17 protein-coding genes and 1 pseudogene are annotated in these 16,816 nt (G+C 67.3%); all 18 read left to right on the top strand.

Annotated features, from left to right (window positions below; translation table 11 throughout):
* The first annotated feature begins 189 nt into the window (after positions 1 to 189).
* On the top strand, positions 190 to 711 hold the full coding sequence (locus tag ACLHRZ_RS33775; RefSeq protein ID WP_490422432.1) for a hypothetical protein: 522 nt from the start codon (positions 190 to 192) through the stop codon (positions 709 to 711).
* A gap of 244 nt (positions 712 to 955) precedes the next feature.
* Complete coding sequence (locus ACLHRZ_RS33770) at positions 956 to 2,227, top strand: IS110 family RNA-guided transposase (RefSeq protein WP_490422431.1); 1,272 nt, start codon at positions 956 to 958, stop codon at positions 2,225 to 2,227.
* A 294-nt stretch (positions 2,228 to 2,521) separates the two neighbouring features.
* A complete protein-coding gene (locus tag ACLHRZ_RS33765) occupies positions 2,522 to 3,052 on the top strand; it encodes a helix-turn-helix domain-containing protein (protein WP_490422430.1) in 531 nt (176 codons plus the stop codon).
* Between the two features lie 136 nt (positions 3,053 to 3,188).
* Positions 3,189 to 3,653, top strand: coding sequence for a hypothetical protein (locus ACLHRZ_RS33760; RefSeq protein ID WP_490422429.1), 465 nt, complete (start codon positions 3,189 to 3,191; stop codon positions 3,651 to 3,653).
* Positions 3,646 to 4,845 carry an MAB_1171c family putative transporter gene (locus tag ACLHRZ_RS33755; protein WP_490422428.1) on the top strand — a complete coding sequence of 400 codons (1,200 nt, stop codon included), beginning with the start codon at positions 3,646 to 3,648 and terminating at the stop codon, positions 4,843 to 4,845. Before ACLHRZ_RS33760 ends, ACLHRZ_RS33755 begins: the two co-directional genes overlap by 8 nt.
* Positions 4,842 to 6,260: an FAD-dependent monooxygenase gene (locus tag ACLHRZ_RS33750; RefSeq protein ID WP_490422427.1), complete on the top strand. Its 1,419-nt coding sequence runs from the start codon at positions 4,842 to 4,844 to the stop codon at positions 6,258 to 6,260. The genes ACLHRZ_RS33755 and ACLHRZ_RS33750 overlap by 4 nt, the downstream gene beginning before the upstream one ends.
* A gap of 122 nt (positions 6,261 to 6,382) precedes the next feature.
* Positions 6,383 to 6,994 (top strand): hypothetical protein, encoded by a 612-nt coding sequence (locus tag ACLHRZ_RS33745; RefSeq protein WP_490422426.1) that lies wholly within the window; start codon positions 6,383 to 6,385, stop codon positions 6,992 to 6,994.
* A 257-nt stretch (positions 6,995 to 7,251) separates the two neighbouring features.
* Complete coding sequence (locus ACLHRZ_RS33740) at positions 7,252 to 7,884, top strand: ATP/GTP-binding protein (RefSeq protein WP_490422425.1); 633 nt, start codon at positions 7,252 to 7,254, stop codon at positions 7,882 to 7,884.
* Positions 7,885 to 7,902: 18 nt separating this feature from the next.
* Positions 7,903 to 8,607 (top strand): SAF domain-containing protein, encoded by a 705-nt coding sequence (locus tag ACLHRZ_RS33735; RefSeq protein WP_490422424.1) that lies wholly within the window; start codon positions 7,903 to 7,905, stop codon positions 8,605 to 8,607.
* The gene (locus ACLHRZ_RS33730; protein ID WP_490422423.1) at positions 8,607 to 9,470 is read left to right on the top strand and encodes a CpaE/TadZ family protein; all 864 of its coding nucleotides are present in this window, start codon (positions 8,607 to 8,609) and stop codon (positions 9,468 to 9,470) included. The genes ACLHRZ_RS33735 and ACLHRZ_RS33730 overlap by 1 nt, the downstream gene beginning before the upstream one ends.
* Entirely contained in the window at positions 9,460 to 10,977 is a 1,518-nt protein-coding gene (locus tag ACLHRZ_RS33725; RefSeq protein WP_490422422.1) for a TadA family conjugal transfer-associated ATPase, read from the top strand. Before ACLHRZ_RS33730 ends, ACLHRZ_RS33725 begins: the two co-directional genes overlap by 11 nt.
* Complete coding sequence (locus ACLHRZ_RS33720; RefSeq protein WP_490422421.1) at positions 10,974 to 11,831, top strand: type II secretion system F family protein; 858 nt, start codon at positions 10,974 to 10,976, stop codon at positions 11,829 to 11,831. Before ACLHRZ_RS33725 ends, ACLHRZ_RS33720 begins: the two co-directional genes overlap by 4 nt.
* Positions 11,828 to 12,721, top strand: a complete 894-nt coding sequence (locus ACLHRZ_RS33715; protein ID WP_490422420.1) for a type II secretion system F family protein — start codon at positions 11,828 to 11,830, stop codon at positions 12,719 to 12,721. The genes ACLHRZ_RS33720 and ACLHRZ_RS33715 overlap by 4 nt, the downstream gene beginning before the upstream one ends.
* Before the next feature lie 47 nt (positions 12,722 to 12,768).
* Complete coding sequence (locus ACLHRZ_RS33710; protein WP_490422419.1) at positions 12,769 to 12,987, top strand: hypothetical protein; 219 nt, start codon at positions 12,769 to 12,771, stop codon at positions 12,985 to 12,987.
* 7 nt (positions 12,988 to 12,994) lie between these two features.
* Positions 12,995 to 13,423, top strand: a complete 429-nt coding sequence (locus tag ACLHRZ_RS33705; RefSeq protein ID WP_490422418.1) for a TadE/TadG family type IV pilus assembly protein — start codon at positions 12,995 to 12,997, stop codon at positions 13,421 to 13,423.
* Positions 13,420 to 13,860: a TadE/TadG family type IV pilus assembly protein gene (locus ACLHRZ_RS33700; protein WP_490422417.1), complete on the top strand. Its 441-nt coding sequence runs from the start codon at positions 13,420 to 13,422 to the stop codon at positions 13,858 to 13,860. Before ACLHRZ_RS33705 ends, ACLHRZ_RS33700 begins: the two co-directional genes overlap by 4 nt.
* A 16-nt stretch (positions 13,861 to 13,876) precedes the next feature.
* On the top strand, positions 13,877 to 14,338 hold the full coding sequence (locus ACLHRZ_RS33695; RefSeq protein ID WP_490422416.1) for a TadE/TadG family type IV pilus assembly protein: 462 nt from the start codon (positions 13,877 to 13,879) through the stop codon (positions 14,336 to 14,338).
* 3 nt (positions 14,339 to 14,341) lie between these two features.
* Positions 14,342 to 16,816, top strand: a pseudogene (locus ACLHRZ_RS33690) (LysM peptidoglycan-binding domain-containing protein); the annotation flags it as partial.

Here is a 16,816-nt window from a genome sequence, read left to right as displayed (position 1 = left end):
GCTGACTACCGGTCGAAGGAGGTCTATATGACCCGCTCCTATCACAGGTCAGGGACGGATCTGCTCCAGACGTCGCCATATCTCACCGGGTGTGGATCCTTTCGAGGGAGAGCTGAGCTGGGAAGACGCTGATTGACGCGTGGGCGGTGCTGTCGCACTTCTACCGTGGCGAGGTGGAGGTGGAGCGCCATGGTGTCTTTGCCGGAGGAGCTTGAGGCGCGGGAGGCTGAGGCTCGGCGGCGGGTCGAGGAACTCCAAGCTGAGGCTGCGGAGTTGACTCGCAGGCTGGAGAAAGCGCGCGAGGACTTGTCACGGCTGGTGATCACGCGGGAGACCGTCACGAAGGTGCTGGCTGAGCTGTCGGCCGCGGAGACTGATGCCGAGTTGGACGTGCCGGCAGAGCCTGAGCAGGAGTCGGAGCCGCACGGAGTGGGAGCGATGATGGTCCCGCCTTGGCGGGAGGGCCTGGTGGCAACGATGCTGCCGGACGTGTACCGGGACATCATGGAGATCATCGCCGACGCACCGGGCCCCTTGCAGGCCAAGCAGATTGTGCCGCGGATCGGGCTGCCGACGACGACCGGGAAGATCGAGGGCACGAGGGTGAAGCTCAAGCGTCTGGTGGAGCGGGGGTGGCTGGACGAGGACGTGCCGGGACGGTTCGGCCTCGCTCGTCGCGGTCCGGGCACCGACCGGACCAACTCCCGGTGACCAAGGGGCTCTTCTCCGTAGCCCTTGGAATCCCTGCGGTGACGCCCGTTCCGGACGGAAAATGGGGTGCGGCCGCTGCCCGGTGACGTCGTATCGAATGTGATCTTCGAGGTCGTTCCGTAGCCGGACGCGGGAGCCAGCCGACGGGCGCTTCAGTGTTGCTTCGAGCACGAGGATCAGATTTCTTCACCAGCCCTGTGGTTCCCCGGGCAGCGGTCCGCTTCCCGGAAGGAGGGGATGGGCGGTGCTGGCAGAGGTCCAGGATTATGAGGAGATCATCGAGCGGGTGGCGGCGCTGGACATCGGGAAGGCCGAGTTGGTGTGCTGCGTGCGGGTGCCCGGGGAAGGGGATTCCGGGCGACGGCGGCAGGAAGTTCAGGCCTTCCCCACGATGACCCGGTCGCTGCTGGAGATGGCCGATCACCTGCACTGCCTGGGGGTGACCCGGGTGGTGATGGAGTCGACCTCGGACTACTGGAAGCCGGCGTTCTATGTGCTGGAGGCCGCCGGGTTCGAGACCTGGCTGGTGAACGCGAAGGACGTCAAGCACCTGCCGGGGCGGCCCAAGACCGACCGGCTGGATGCGGTCTGGCTGTGCAAGGTCGCCGAGCGCCAGATGCTGCGGCCCAGCTTCGTCCCGCCCGCCAAGTTCCGCCAGCTGCGGGACCTGACACGTTACCGGTCGGACCTGGTGATGGCCCGCACGGCGGAGAAGAGCCGCGTGGAGAAACTGCTGGAGGATGCCCAGGTCAAGCTGAGCGTGGTGGCCACCGACATCTTCGGGATCTCGGGGCGCCAGATGATGGCAGCGCTGGTCGCCGGTGAACGCGATCCGCGGGCCCTGGCGCTGATGGCGCGGGGCCGGCTCCGCGTCAAGACAGCAGCACTGCAGGAGGCGTTCACAGGATTCTTCACCGACCACCATGCGTTCCTTCTGCGGCGGATGCTGGCCAGGGTGGACATGATCGACGCCGATGTCCAGGCCCTGGACTCCGAGATCGAGCAGCAGATCGAGTCCTTCACCTCAGCGGTGGAACGGCTCGACGAGATCCCCGGCATCAACCCGGTGGCCGCCCGTGTGATCCTCGCCGAGATCGGCGTCGACATGGACCGGTTCCCGACCAGCGGCCACCTGGTGTCCTGGGCCAGGTTCGCCCCGGGAGTGAAGGAATCCGCGGGCAAGAAGAAGGGCAAGTCCACCACCGGACACGGCAATCCCTACCTGGCCCAGGTCCTGGGCAATGCCGCCGTCGTGGCTGGCAAGACCGACACCTTCCTCGGCGAACACTACCGGCGTATCGCCCAGCGCCGCGGACGCAAGAAGGCCGTCGTCGCGGTCGGACGCTCCCTGCTGGTCATCATCTGGCACCTGCTCAAGGACCCCGAAGCCCGGTTCCACGACCTGGGCGCCGACTACTACGACCGTCACCGACACCAGCCCGACCGCGTGAAACGCACCGCCATCCGGCAACTGGAAGCCCTCGGTTACCGGGTCGCCATCGAACCCGCTGCCTGAGTCCATGCCGGGCGCCGTCGCCGACCCGCAGGCCGCACCAGCGGCAGGCGGGACGACGGCGCACGCCCTCGGGAACTCTTATTTTCGGATCAGATCGCCTTGCGACGGATACTTGCACGCGGCCACCATCAGGAGCACCTGCGCAGCCAGACGCTTGATTGAATTCCGAACTAACTATAGTTGCTTGGATCTTGACCTCACCAAGCCCTGTACGCCCAGGCCTCGAGACCACTCCAAACAATTGTCCACCAAACGGTTCCCCTGATCTGTCTCGTTGGTCTACGCTCCGATCTCATGTCCCCTCGTTCGAACACGACGGGTCCCTCTTCCTTAGAGCCTGGCAGCGCTGCGCTCTTCGGCACCCGTCTCCAACGTCTTGCCGATACGGCCGAGCACTACTCGGACGCCGAGATCGCCGCGCACGTGGGCGTGACGACCAACTACATCGCCAAGCTGCGCGCCGGCCGGTCCATGCCCTCCCTCGACAAGGGGCATGCCATCGCGGCCTTCTTCAAGGTCCATGTGGACTACCTGCTCCAGCCGGACGGACATCCGGCAGTCATGGAGGTCGAGCAACGTCTGCAGGCCCTTGCCGAGAAACGCAGAGCGCTCTCTGCGAACGCCCCGACTACAGCCCTCATCCAAGAGAGCGAGGACGAGGCGCTGTGGAGACAGTTGCAAGAGGTCCATGGTGTGCGCGAGATCGCCATGCGGGCCGGGCAACTGTCGCCGGATGCGCGAGCCTCCGTACTCGACATCGTCAACCGCATCCTGAACAGTGAAAACAAGGCCGACGCTCCTGCGTCCGAATCACGCGAACCGTGAGACAGCGAGTTAACACTGGCGGGGAAGAATCGTGGATACGAGACGAATGCGGCGCCTGTGCACTGTCCTGCTCCATGAACTTGAAAGGAAAAAGCCCAGCAACTCAAAAGAACTATTCGAATCCCTATGCACGGGCATGAGCCAGCACCATGGCCACCCTCTCGCCTACCGGCTCACAGCCTTCCCTCCAGGCACGGTCAGCGGACTGCTGGTGGTCACCGAAACGCAGCGCCTGGTGCTCGTAGAATCCACGGTTGCAACAGAGCATCAAGTACTCATCATGGCCCACGAGTTCTGGCACCTTGAGAACCTTGACACAGGGACTCAGTCGCTGCAACCAGCAGACGCAACCAAGATACTCGATCCCTGCGTCGACGCGGATACAGCACAACACATTGCCACCCGAATAGCAGCCCGCACCGACTACTGCGAGCACGACGAGGCAGAAGCGGAACTGTTTGGATCGATGCTGGCCAGCAAGGTGCGTAAATGGCTCTTATCTGCCAGCCCCTTATACAGCAGCCCGACAGAAGACGAGCTGGCCAACCGCCTCGAGGTCTCACTAGGGCGCCGTGGCCGGAGGGTCCAAACCCATGAGTAACGCTGGCTACTGGATACCGACATTTGCTGTCTGGGCAGCGTTCGCCTGTCGTATACCTGCGCTGGTTCGTTCGCCACACGACCCGCTGGTCCGCAGTGTGTGCACTGTCCTCCTACTGAACGGCACAACCTTTCTCTTTGCCAACCCGAGGGTGATCGGATGGGTGAACCGATCCGCTGACACCCCCAATCTGTCAGCACCCTTGGACTACGGGCTTATCTCCGCGCTCAGCGCGGCGTGTCTCATCCTCATCGTCTACTGGCGGGATGGTCCCATATCACGGGCCCGCCAAGCAGCCCACAGGTGGATGCTCGTTTTTGGGGTCGTCATCGCGCTGGTCGTCTTCCTCTTCATAGTTGGCAACGCGCCCGAAGAACGCCGTGTCGATTTCGACACGTATTACGCCACAACTCCCGGTATCCGAGAGATGATTGTGATCTACCTGGCCGCCAGCATATTCGCCGCGATCACGATGTCGGTCATGTGTTGGCGCTGGGGGATGCGCGTCACCCACCACTCAAGACTGCACCGGGGTTTGCACGCCATCGCTCTGGGCAATGTGATCGGGCTCGGCTTTGGTGTGTCCAAAGGCTTGGCAGTTGGCGCACGCTGGATGGGCACTGACTGGGATGCCCTGAGCACCAAGGTTGCACCGTTGACTGGAACTGTCGGAACGCTGGTCGCCACCACAGGTTTCCTGCTCCCATTGGCTGGTGCACGCGTTGATGCACTGCGGTCTCTGGCCAACAACTGGAGCACCTACCACAGGCTCCGCCCTCTCTGGCAAGAGCTTCGCACCGCCACTCCCAGTGTCGTCGCCCCCATACCAGTCCGTTGGTGGGACATCGACCTCCGCCTGACTCGACGCACGGCAGAAATTCACGACGGCCGTCTGGCTCTACGCCCCTACCACGACCATGCCATTGCTGAGATCGCCCGTGCCCGGGCCGAGGCTGATGGTCTGTCTGACGAGGAAGCCCAAGCTGTAAGCGAAGCAACGATGTTGGCTGCAGCCATACGAACGAAAGTCCATGCCGGACAACTGCATTCCATGACCACAACGGCCCAGACAGAAACCAACGATCGGTATTCCCAACAGGCCAACCTCGTCCAGATATCCCGAGCCCTCTCCAACTCGCCTATCGTTGCCTCCCTCTCCGCACCCCGCTCAGCAGGAGACCCGCGCTCATGAAGTCTGCCTACCGCCCTGGAAAAATCGGCCATGTCATAGTCCTCGGCGGCGGTCTCGCCGGCATGCTCGCAGCTGCCGCACTCGCCGACAACGCCGAGACCGTCACCATCATCGAGCGCGACGTCCTTCCCCAGGCCGCCGAGCCGAGACGAGGCCTGCCGCAGGCCCGGCACGCTCACCTTCTCTACTCCGGCGGCGATCGGGCGATCGAGGGCCTACTGCCCGGTGTGCACAAGCGGTGGCTCGACGCAGGGGCACACCGTGTTCCCCTTCCCACGGGCTTGATATCTCTCTCTTCCGAGGGATGGCTCCGTCGCTGGCCAGAGATGCAATATCTCATCGCTTGTTCCCGCGACCTGCTTGATGCCGTCGTACGCAAGCACGCGCTCGCTCTCCCGGGAATCACCCTGCGAGACGGAACGGAAGTGTCAGGCCTGACTGGTAGCGCAGACCGAGTAACGGGCATATCCATCCGTGACACCAACAGCTCTGTGGAATCACTTCTCAACGCCGACTTTGTTGTCGATGCTAGCGGCCGCGGCTCTACTGCTCCTCAATGGCTCGCAACTCTTGGGCTACCAACTGTGGGCCAAATAGAAGTGGATTCGGGCCTCGCCTATGCCACGCGCATCTTCCAAGCCCCGGTCGGTGCGGAAGGATTTCCTGTGGTTGGAGTGCAGCCGGATCCCCGGCAGTCCGTCCCAGGACAGTCAGCCACCATCGTTCCCATCGAGGGCGGACGCTGGCTGGTCACTCTGTCCGGAACCCGCGGCGGCCACCCGTCAAAGCATCCCGAAGAATTCGAGCCTTTCGCCCGACAAGTGCGACACCCCATTGTCGCCGACCTCATCAGTCGTGCAGATCCGCTCACCGATGTCTACGTGTCCCACAGCACCGTCAACCGCCGCCGACTCTATGAGCGCCTCGGTCAATGGCCCGCCGGCTTCGTTGCCGTCGGCGACTCGGTTGCCACTTACAACCCCATCTACGGCCAAGGTATGTCCGTAGCAGCCCAATGCGCCACAGCCCTACGCGACACGCTCCGCACGCGGGACCCGCACGCCCCCGAGACCTCCCGCTCCTTGCAGCGCACTATCAGCCGCGTTGTTCGAGGGCCTTGGGATCTCGCTACAGGCCAGGACATCCTGTACCCCGGCACCGTCGGTCCACAGTCGCCAGCTATATCCCGCATCCTGCGCGGATACATGGCCCGACTCACACTGACCGCCACTGGACGCCCGGCCATCTGCCGCGCAGCCCTCGACACCACCACGCTCTCCGCGCCACTTACCCGACTCCTGACACCGACCATCGCTATCGGTGTACTTCGCGGCCCTAAGTCGCCACCACTTACAGAACCTCCATTGACCAAGCGCGAAAAGGAATTCACACGGCGAGACATCGCTCGCTCATGACGTTGCGGCCACTCGCTGTAACACCCCCAGTAGCACTACAACAGTGCACATCTGCCGCAGCGGCAGCGCTCATGAAATTCGGCGCTCAGTGACGTGCCGCCAAAATCAGTTCAGGGGTACTCGTGACCATTCCTCAATCCAACACGTCAACGCACCCCGTATTAGTTCGTGTTGGCGTTCTACTGGCGGCGACATTGACAGCTCAGCTCCTGTCCTCATGTGGATCCGAGGGATCCAGGGAGGATAAAGGCAATCCCTCTTCCGCATCCGCCAGTGATCACCCCTCTCCGGTGAAGTCTCCATCACCAGCAGATCCTGAAACTCAGGCCAAGAGTGAACTGCTAAGGGTGTACGTGCACTTCTGGGACGAACAGGTAAAGGCTTATACCAAGGCCAGCCTCGATGGCACATTGCTCACGAAGTACGCCACGGGCGAGGCGCTGGCTCGAGCTGAAGGTGACCTGATGAGTCTCAAGAAGGCAGGGAGCCTAATGCGAGGGCGCCCCACCAACAGCCCAAAGGTCACTTCAATCGACTTGCACAAGCAGGCCCCCAAGGCTCAAATCACCGATTGCCTCGACGTATCCAAATGGGAGGTGATAAACAGCAAGACCGGGAAGTCGGAACCGAACCCAAACGGGCAACTCACACGCTATTCCGCCAACGTATCAGCGGAGAAGTGGGGGACGCAGTGGATGATCTTACGGGTCACTCTGGACGAGCGCGCTTGTTAGCAACTCCCCTCATCCCGTTAGCAGCCGTTGTACTCAGTACAGGTTTAGCTGATTCCGCCCGCGCAGACGACCCGGGCGGAACAGCCAACGTCCAAAGTGGCTGCCGTGGCCACGCCTCGTATGTCTGTGTGGTGGCTGGCGCCCCCGGCTCGTCGGGGGTGTCCATGGGGTCTGGAGGCCATCGGCCTGTATCAGAACAGAACGACGGGCCCCGAGGGATTGAGAGCGCCAGAGCCACCGACTGCACCGTGCGGAAGATGGAGCCTCAGCCGCCAGGAAGCAGTGAACTGTGGGATGGACATCAGCCCGGGGATGGTGCCGTGTATGTCAGTCCGTGTCTCTTCAACGGCACGGTCGGCAAGGTGAATGACGACGTCACGGGATCGGCCTTCTGGGCCGCCGGCCAACCACCTGCCGTGAATCCGGCCATACTCGCACAGCAGGCCGTGGGCCAGATGCTGCTCGCTGGCCCGGATATCAAAAGCCCCAAGGCCGACGGCAAGTACACGGTTGGTGTGCCGTTGTGGATGGAGGTCAGCCAGTCTCCGACAACCTGGGGGCCGAATACCGCGTCGGCCACCGCTGGCGCGGTGACCGTCACGGCGACCGCCCGGGTGACGAAGGTCGTGTGGGCGATGGGTGACGGTTCCACGGTCACCTGCACCACGCGGGGTACCCCGTACGAGGCCTCGTACGGCATGAGTTCCTCCCCCGACTGTGGCCACACCTTCACCCGTACGTCCGCGGCCGTGCCCGGCCGCAAGTTCGCGGTGAAGGCGACGTCGACGTGGACGGTGGACTGGCAAGGGGCCGGGCAGCAGGGCCAGTTGATCGAAACACGCGAGACGCAGGTGCCGGTCTCGGTCGGAGAAGTGCAAGTCGTCGGCTAGCAGCAGGTGGGGAGCACGGTGAGCAAGGTGAACGTGAAGACGTCGTCCGCCGCCGACAATGGCGCGGGGCTTCCGGCGCAGCCGGCCGGTCCGGTCGTTCCCCCGCGGGTTACGGCGCGTCGGCGTCGGCCGGGGCTGATCGCGTTGAGCGTGGCGCTGATCGCCGCGGGCGGCCTGGGTAGTGCTGTGTTGTTGATGAGCAGCGGGCACCGTACGGACGTCGTGACGGTGGTCCGGCATGTGCCGGTGGGCCAGCCCGTCACCGATCAGGATCTGGGGACGGCCTCCGTGGCGCTCGACAAGAGCGTGAAGGTGTTGCGGGCCTCGCGTCGGTCGGAGGTGGTGGGGCAGCGGGCCGCGGTGGAGCTGATGCCGGGGAGTTTGTTGTCGGCGTTGCAGGTGACGGATCGTCCGCTGGTGCTGGCCGGTGAGCAGGTGGTGCCGGTGGGGCTGAAGCCGGAGCAGGTGCCGGCGAGTGTGCTCTCGCCCGGGCAGCGGGTGCGTGTCGTTGCGGTGCCGGGTGCGGATCAGCAGGGCAAGGTCCCGGACGGGCAGCAGCCGAGGGTGATCGGTGCGCGGGTGGTGAAGGTCGGCGAGGCGGCGCCGGGCACGGGGGTTGTGGTCGTGGACGTGGCGGCGTCGGGTGTTGAGGCGCCGGTGTTGGCGGCGTGGGTGTCGTCGGGGAACGTGCGGCTGGTGCTCGATGGCCCGGGGGGTGCGTGATGGCGGTGATCGCGCTCGCGGGGTGTGGCAGTGCGCCGGGGGTGAGTACGACGGGGCTGGCGCTGTTGCTGTCCTGGCCGTTGGAGCCGGGGCGGCGCGTGGTGCTGGCGGAGTGCGATCCGGATGGAGGGTCGGTTCTCTACGGGCTGTTGCAGGGCTCGCTCAGTGACCGGTACGGGTTGCGGAACCTGTCCGTGGCGCACCGCAAGGGTGAGCTACAGGAGGCGTTCTGGCGGCAGTTGGTGGACATGGGCGACGACAGCGCCTCCGCCGATGTGCAGCGGGGCCGGCTCGTGCTGCCGGGGTTGACGGATCCGGCTCAGGCGGCTGCTCTGGGTCCGGCGTGGGAGCCGTTGGCGGAGATGTTCTCCGGGATCTCGGTGCACCCGCAGTACCCGCACGATGTGGTGGTCGACCTCGGTCGGCGCGGTGCGTTCGGTGCGTCCGGGGTGTTGGCTCGGCGTGCGGATGCGGTGGTGGTCGTTACCCGGTCGACGATGCGTTCGGTGCAGTCGGCGCAGTCGCGGGTGGAGGCGCTGGGGCAGCACGTGGGTGAGGTCGGGTTGCTGGTGATCGAGGAGGGCCCGTACTCCGTGCGTGAGGTGGAGAAGACGCTCAACGCGCCGGTGATCGCGTCCCTGCCGTGCCGGGCGGACTTGGCGAAGGTGTTGTCCGACGGTGCGGCGCAGCCTCGGCGGTTTGCTGACAGCGAGTTGATGCGTGCCGCGCAGCGTGCCGGTTCTGCGTTGCGGCAGCGTGCGCTGCTGCGGCAATCGCGCCTCGCTCCGCGCGGCGTGACCGCCTCCGCTGGCGGAACTGCGTCGCCGACGTGTGCCAGTGGGGAGGCCGGCCGTGCGCGGTAGGCCGTTGCACCCCGATCCCGTCGTGAGTCCACCCGCATCACCGGCACCGAAGACATGGGCAACGCCCCTCCCCCACCCGGCAGTTTCGGGCAGTGCGGCGCAGCCGTACGTCCTGGGTGAGGGTCTGCCGCGCGTCGTGGTGGATCACGTCGTGGCCGGGCAGATCAAGCGGCAGGTCAGCGACAAGATCGCTCAGGCGCGGAAGGCGAACCCGCTGATGAACCAGGCGAGCCAGGAGCAGCAGGCCCGTGCGTGGATCAACGAGGCGGTTGCGTTCTGGGCGGATGCTGCGGCGGCCGAGCGGGGGGTGAGCCCGAGCTCGGGTGAGGAGGCGGCGCTGGGGCAGGCGGTCTTCGACCGGCTGTTCCGGGCCGGGCGGTTGCAGCCGTACCTGGACGATGCGCGGGTGGAGAACATCTTCATCAACGGGCACGAGGACATCTGGCTGGACCTGGGCGGCGGCCGACGTGAGCGCGTGGCGCCCGTGGCGGACTCCGAGGAGGAACTGCTCGAGCTGTTACGGGACCTGGCCCGCAACACCGAGGGCCAGAGCGAGCGCACGATCTCCACGGCGTCCCCGTTTCTGCCGCTTCGGCTGCGGGACGGTTCGCGGCTGCAGGCCATCACCGCGCCGGCCAGCCCGCGCACGTACGTGACGATCCGGCGCCACCGCGTCCAGGAGGCCGGTCTTGAGGACATGGTGCGCCTGGGGACGATCGACCCGGTGCTCGCGCAGTTCTTGTCGGCCTGTGTGCGGGCGGAGAAGAACATTGCGATCTGCGGACCGCAGGCGGCCGGGAAGACCTCCTTGATGCGGGCGCTGCTGAAGGAGATTCCTGCGGAGGAACGTTTCGCCACGATCGAGACCGAGTTCGAGCTGTTCGCGCACAGCGGTGGCTATCACCAGCAGGTGGTGGCGATGGAGGCCCGTGAGTCCAACGGCGAACGCGGCCCGGACGGCCGGGCCGTCGGTGAGATCACGTTGATGGATCTGATGTACCGGGCGCTGCGGATGTCGCTGGCCAGGATCGTGGTCGGTGAGGTGCGCGGGCCGGAGATCGTGGCGATGCTGCAGGCGATGACCAACGGCGCGGGCGGCAACCTGTGCACCCTGCATGCCAAGCACCCCGACGTCGTCTTCGACCGGATCGCCGAGCTGTATCTGCTGGCTCAAGGCAATATGTCCGAGCAGTTGGCCTACCGGCAGATCGCCAACGGGCTGGACTTCATCGTCTTCCTCTCCCTGGTGGACGAGACTCGCACCGGCGGGGCCCGGCACCGGTTCGTCTCCCACGTGCTGGAGGTGGCCGGCATGGGCGAGATGGGCCGCCCCGCGGTCAACCAGATCTTCACCCCCGGCGTGGAGTTCGGCGATCCGCGGGCCGTACCGCGCATGCACCCGGCCTGCGTGGACGACCTGCGCCGTGCCGGATTCCCCGCCCATCTGCTCGACGCATCCCAAGGCGGCTGGGAGCGCCCGCTGCAGCTGCAGGTGGCCACGTCATGACCATAGTGATCGCGGTCCTGTGCGGGATGGCCGTCGCCGGCGGCATCCTCGGCATGGTCGCCGGCGTCATCGGCAGCGGCGTCCAGGCGCGAGTCCAGCGGCGAACGCGGTGGGCCGCTGCGGCTGTTCTGGCTGCGGGGTGCTGGCTGGTGACCGGGGTGTTCGTCGCCGGCCTGCTGCTGGGCCTCGCCGTGGTCGGGGTGCCGTGGCTGCTCTCCGGCGCTCAGTCGGCCAAGGCCTCGATCGGGCAGCTCGAAGGCCTGGGCGAGTGGACGCAGCGGCTGGCGGATGTGCTGCGGCTGGGGATGGGCCTGGAGCAGGCGATGCTGGCCAGCCGCAAGGGCGCCCCGGCAGCGATCGAGGAGCAGGTCGGCAATCTGGGCGACCGGTTGCAGGCCGGGTGGCGGCCGGAGGACGCCTTGCGCGCGATGGCGGACGAACTCGCGGACGTGACCGCCGACAAGGTTCTTGCGGCGCTGATCCTGTCGACCTCCGACCGCGGCCCGGGCCTGGCACAGGCGTTGGAGGACATGGCCGAGTCGGTGCGCGAGGAGGTCGCCAAACGCCGTCACATCGAGGCGGATCGGGCGAAGCCGCGGCAGACGGTGCGATGGATGACGCTCATCACGCTCGGCGTCGTCGGCCTGGGGGTCCTCGTCCCCGGCTACACCGCCCCCTACGGCACCCTGCTCGGGCAACTCGTCCTGGGTGTACTGGCATTGGCGTTCATCGGGGTACTGGTGTGGATGCGGCAGCTGGCCGACCACCGGCCCGTCCCCCGCTTCCTCGTCCCCGACTCCCGCAGCCACGTCCGCATCCCACACGCCGGCGTCGACCAGCGGGAGGCGGCGTGACGATCAGTACCGCGGCCGTGCTCAGCGGATGCACCGCGGGCGCCGGGCTCGCCCTCCTCGTCCGCGCCCTGGTCCCCCACCAGATCGCCCTCGACGCAGCACTGCGCCGCACACCCGCCAACGCCACGACACCCCTGGAGTCGTCCGCGCCGACGGATCGCGATGAACGGTGGGGCCGCTGGCTCATCGAGCACCTCGGCCGGCTGCCCGGAGTGCGCGTTCCCTACCGGGAGTTGACCCTACTCGGGCAAACGCCGGGGAAGTTCATACTCACCAAGGTGGCCCTCGCCGTCCTCGGGCTGCTGGTGCCGCCGCTGGCCATGGCACCGTGGCTGCTGGTCGGCGCCGGCATGCCGCTGTACCTCCCGCCGGCACTCGGTCTCGTCCTCGCCGCAGGTCTGTGGTTCGTCCCGGATTTGTCGGTGCGCGACCAGGCCAGGCGGGCTCGCGCCGAGTTCGCCCACGCGATCGCCGCCTACCTCGACCTGGTCGCCCTCAAGCGTGCCGGCGACGCCGGACCCTCCGAGGCCCTCGAGCGCGCCGCCGCCGTCGGGCACGGTTGGGCTTTCCAACGTCTGCAACAAGCTCTGTTGCAGGCCCGGGTCGAGAAGATCCCGCCCTGGCAGGCCCTGGAGAGGCTCACGCACGGCCTCGGTCTGCCGCACCTCGCCGATGTCGCCGACATCATGCGGCTGGCGGCCGGCGACGGTGCCGCCGTCTACGCCACCTTGCGGGCCCGCGCCCGCAGCCTGCGCGCTGAACTGCTGGCCGTGCAGGCCACCGAGGCCAACACCAACAGCGAGAAGATGACCGCCCCCGGCGCCCTGCTGGCCGTCCTGGTCATGCTCCTGATCGCCTTCCCCGCCGTCATCCGCATCCTCACCACCTGAACACTGCCAGCCCGCTGAGCCGTTCGCGCTCCGAAGGGGGAACGTTCATGCGCCACACCATCACCATGAAAGTCGCCGCATGGCTCACCGTGCTCTCCACCCTCGTGCACCACCGGATCGAGGAGATGCGCCGACGGCCGGACCGCGGGGACATCAGCATCTCCACCGTGATCATCTGGGTCGCGGTCATCGCCGGCGCCGTGGCCATCGCCGCAACCATCGCCGCCGTCATCGCCAAGTACAACGGCAAACTCGCCGGCATCTAACATCGCCATGGCCCCCAACCCCCGCACCCGTCTCCCGCGCCAGCTTCTGCCCAACGACCGGGGCGAGGCGTCCGTCCAGATCGCGATCGTCTTCCCCTTCGTGATCGCTGCAACCTTGCTCGTGGTGCAGGTGTGCCTGTGGTACTTCGCCCGCGAAGTGGCGCTCACCGCTGCGCGGGAAGGCGCCACCGCCGCCCGCTCCTACCGCTCCACCCCCGCCGAAGGCGCCGCCCGGGCCCGCAGCATCCTGGACCGCACCGCAGGCGACATGCTCCAGGCCACCACCGTCTCCACCGCCGGCAGCACACCCCAACGGGTACGCATCCAGGTCAGCGGCACGGCGCTCTCCGTACTGCCCGGGATCCCCGGCCTTCGGATCACCCAGTCCGCGTCCGGCGCCGCCGAACGCTGGACGACACCGGAAGGCCTCAGGTGACATCGCTGCGCCAGCGCCTGTCCGAGGACCGGGGAAGTGAAGCCATCCAGACCGCCATCGTCACACCGCTGCTGATCGCCTTCGTCTGCCTGGCGATTGCGGCCGGACGGCTGATGATGGCCGGCTCGAAGATCGATGCGGCCGCCGAGGACGCCGCCCGCGAAGCTTCCATCGCCCGCACCACCACCCAGGCCCGCACCAACGCCCTCCGCGCAGCCCGCGATTCTCTCCACGATCAGGGACTGCACTGCACGAACACCGGGGTGGATGTCGACGCGGGAGGGCTCGCGGCGCCCGTCGGCCAGGTCGGCACGGTCACCGTCACGGTGCACTGCACCGTCCCCCTCCACGACCTCTACCTCCCCTTCGCCGGCGCCCACACCCTCACCTCCCACTTCACCAGCACCGTCGACCAATTCCGCCAACGAGACACATAGACACAGGGGACAGCAGATGACCTGGTGGCACTCCTGGCACACCCAGCGGCGACAGCACGCCAGCGACCGCGGCAACGTGGCCGTCTACACCGCCATCTGCACGCTCGCGCTGCTCGGCATCATCGGCCTCGTCCTCGACGGCGGCGGCAAACTCCGCGCCACCGAACGCGCCGATGCCCTCGCCACCGAAGCCGCCCGCGCCGGCGGACAGGCCATCGACCCCGCCAAAGCCATCAACGGCACCACGATCACCACCACCCCCCGGGCCGCCCAAGCCGCAGCCCACGCCTACCTGTCCCGCTCCGGCACACCCGGCAGCGTCACCCTCTCCCCCGACGGCACGACGCTCACCGTCACCACCCACACCCGCTACACCACCACGTTCCTCCCCGTCCTCGGCATCACCAGCCTGCCGGTGAACGGTCACGGACACGCCACCCTCCTGCACGGCGTGGCCTCCCCCGAGGAAGGCCCCTGACCCATGCCACCCACCACCACCGCGCCACGCCGCTCCCCCGCCGCACTGCTGCGCGGCCTGCTCAGCCTCCTGCTGCTCACCACGGCCGTCGCCGGACTGCCCGTTCTGCTCGCCTGGGCCACCCCAACGGTGTGGCGCGCCGGCAGCGGTGACCTCGGCCATCTGCTCGACCGGCAGGACAGCGGCGGCGCGTTCCTCCTCGCTCTCCTTCTCCTGGCCTGGGCCGGGTGGGCGCACTTCACCCTCGGCGTCCTCATCGAACTCCCCGCACAGCTACGCGGCCGCACCGCGCGGCGCCGACGCGGACTCGGTGTGAGCCAGCGGGCCGCCGCCACCCTCCTGGGCAGCATCCTCGTCCTCTTGCCCGCCGGAACCGCCCTGGCCAGCCCCGCCACCGCCCTCGCCGCCCCGACCGCCACCAATCCCGGGGCCACACCTCTCACCGCTCCCGACAACGCGCAGGCCCACGAATCAACTGCAACAGGACAACAGCAGCACGCCGATACCGACGGCGAGCAGAACCGCCTCTACACGGTGCGGCAAACGCGCCCGGCCGAGAGCCTGTGGAGCATCGCCGAACGTGAACTGGGCAGCGGCGAACTGTGGCACCGCATCGCCGCACTCAACGACGGCCGCACCATGAACGACGGCACCGTCTTCCGCGCCGACGGCATCCTGCAGCCGGGCTGGCCCCTCCGCCTCCCGCCCGCACCAGCCACAGCAACTCCCCACGCCGCCACCACGACTCCGGGCGCTGGATCACCGCACCATTCGGTCACCGTCCACCCCGGCGACGACCTCTCCACCATCGCCGAGCACGAACTCGGCGACGCCACTGCCTGGCCCAAGATCTACGACCTCAACCAAGGCCAACCGCAGCCGGACGGCCACCACTTCACCGACCCGGACCTGATCTACACAGGCCAAGAACTCACCCTGCCCCCACCCCCCAACCCTGCACCGCCGGATGATGCTCAGCACCAACAGCCCGAAGGGCACGACCGTCCCAGCGCCCCACCACAGACGACACCCCAACCACCAACCGAACCCAGCCCATCCGCGAACCAGCCGACCAGGCCGGCTCGACCGCACAGCCAGGCTCCGTCGCCGGTCCCGCACAACACCGCCTCCCCACCGGCATCTCCACAGCCCACCCCGCACACCACGCAGCCGGCCCGGACGGACATCGGCATGCGGCAGATCGGCGGCATCGGCGCACTGCTGTCCGCCGGCTTGATCAGCACGCTCGCGGTCAAACGCATCCTGCAGCAACGGCGCCGCAAGCCCGGCGAAACCATCGCCGTACCCGGCGAACCGTCCCGCCTCGAGCAAGTCCTCACCGCCACAGCCGAACCAGCGAGCGTCGACCTCCTCGACGTGGCCCTGCGCACCCTGACCCATCACGCCGCTGCCGACGGTCAACCGCTGCCCGCCGTGCGCGGCGCCCGCGTACGAGCGCACACCGTCGAGCTTCTCCCCGACGACCCAACGGCCGCTCCCCGCCCGCCGTTCACCGACGGCAGCGACGGCAGCACCGGCTGGTGGACCCTCGCCGATCGCGACGGCCTGCTGCCCGCCGAAGAAGCGCGACGCATCCCGGCCCCCTTTCCCGGCCTGGTCGCCATCGGCACCGATACCGACGGCAGCCACCTGCTCCTGCACCTCCCCCACGTCCGCGCCCTGCTGCTGGAGGGCCCGGTGGAGAAGGTGCGTGAAGTCGCCCGTGCGATCGCTGCCGAGGCGGCTACGTCCGCGTGGAGCGACCACGCCGACATCCTCACCATCGGCTTCGGCAACGAGGCGGACCGGCTTCTGCCCCAAGGCCGACTGCGCGCCGTCCCCGATGTGCGCACGGCACTGCGCGACTTGGGCGAATTCCTCCTCGACGCCTACCAGCACCCGACCGCTCAGGACGCGCCAGGGCCTCTGCCCTGGATGCTGATCTGCGCCGCCGAGATCACCACCGATGAGGCCTGGCAGCTCGCGGACGCCTGCGCCACGGCCCGCGAGGTACCGGTCGCCCTGGTCCTGCCTGCCGAAGAGGCCGCAGCTTCCTTCCCCGAAGCCGAGCGGCTCGACGCCGCCCGCGAGGATCACCAGCCCTGCTCCGTGCTGGAAACGCCGGTAGCCGTCCAGCGCCTGACGGACCATGCCTTCGAGGAGTTCCTGACCGCTCTGCGCACCGCCGAACAACCTCCCGCGCCGGCCGAGGGAGTCTGGTCCGAAGTCCCCGAAGCGCCTGCCTCACTCACCCGCAACGGCGACCTGAAGCCTGCGCAGAGCCAGCCGTCCACCCACGCAGCCGGCTCCGAAGCGCCCCTCCCCCAGCAGACTTCGCCCTTCCTCGCCCTGACCACCGCCGTCGGTGCCACCCACAGCATCCAGGTCATCCCCGCCCCCGACCCGGCCGTCTCCGACAGCACCGAAGAAACCAGGCGCACAACGGCAGACTCGACTTTCGCTGTTCTCGTAGGTCAT

It is taken from the genome of Streptomyces sp. AM25 (assembly GCF_058146165.1).
The sequence above is the reverse complement of the archived record's forward strand: the minus strand, read 5'-3'. Positions and strand labels throughout refer to the sequence as shown.

What these genes read in the sequence shown, in the direction of transcription:
- ACLHRZ_RS33775 (WP_490422432.1), top strand. Translation starts at nt 190, where the DNA reads ATGGTGTCTTTGCCGGAGGAGCTTGAGGCGCGGGAGGCTGAGGCTCGG.
- ACLHRZ_RS33765 (WP_490422430.1), top strand. Translation starts at nt 2,522, where the DNA reads ATGTCCCCTCGTTCGAACACGACGGGTCCCTCTTCCTTAGAGCCTGGC.
- ACLHRZ_RS33760 (WP_490422429.1), top strand. Translation starts at nt 3,189, where the DNA reads ATGAGCCAGCACCATGGCCACCCTCTCGCCTACCGGCTCACAGCCTTC.
- ACLHRZ_RS33755 (WP_490422428.1), top strand. Translation starts at nt 3,646, where the DNA reads ATGAGTAACGCTGGCTACTGGATACCGACATTTGCTGTCTGGGCAGCG.
- ACLHRZ_RS33750 (WP_490422427.1), top strand. Translation starts at nt 4,842, where the DNA reads ATGAAGTCTGCCTACCGCCCTGGAAAAATCGGCCATGTCATAGTCCTC.
- ACLHRZ_RS33740 (WP_490422425.1), top strand. Translation starts at nt 7,252, where the DNA reads ATGGAGCCTCAGCCGCCAGGAAGCAGTGAACTGTGGGATGGACATCAG.
- ACLHRZ_RS33730 (WP_490422423.1), top strand. Translation starts at nt 8,607, where the DNA reads ATGGCGGTGATCGCGCTCGCGGGGTGTGGCAGTGCGCCGGGGGTGAGT.
- ACLHRZ_RS33720 (WP_490422421.1), top strand. Translation starts at nt 10,974, where the DNA reads ATGACCATAGTGATCGCGGTCCTGTGCGGGATGGCCGTCGCCGGCGGC.
- ACLHRZ_RS33710 (WP_490422419.1), top strand. Translation starts at nt 12,769, where the DNA reads ATGCGCCACACCATCACCATGAAAGTCGCCGCATGGCTCACCGTGCTC.
- ACLHRZ_RS33705 (WP_490422418.1), top strand. Translation starts at nt 12,995, where the DNA reads ATGGCCCCCAACCCCCGCACCCGTCTCCCGCGCCAGCTTCTGCCCAAC.
- ACLHRZ_RS33695 (WP_490422416.1), top strand. Translation starts at nt 13,877, where the DNA reads ATGACCTGGTGGCACTCCTGGCACACCCAGCGGCGACAGCACGCCAGC.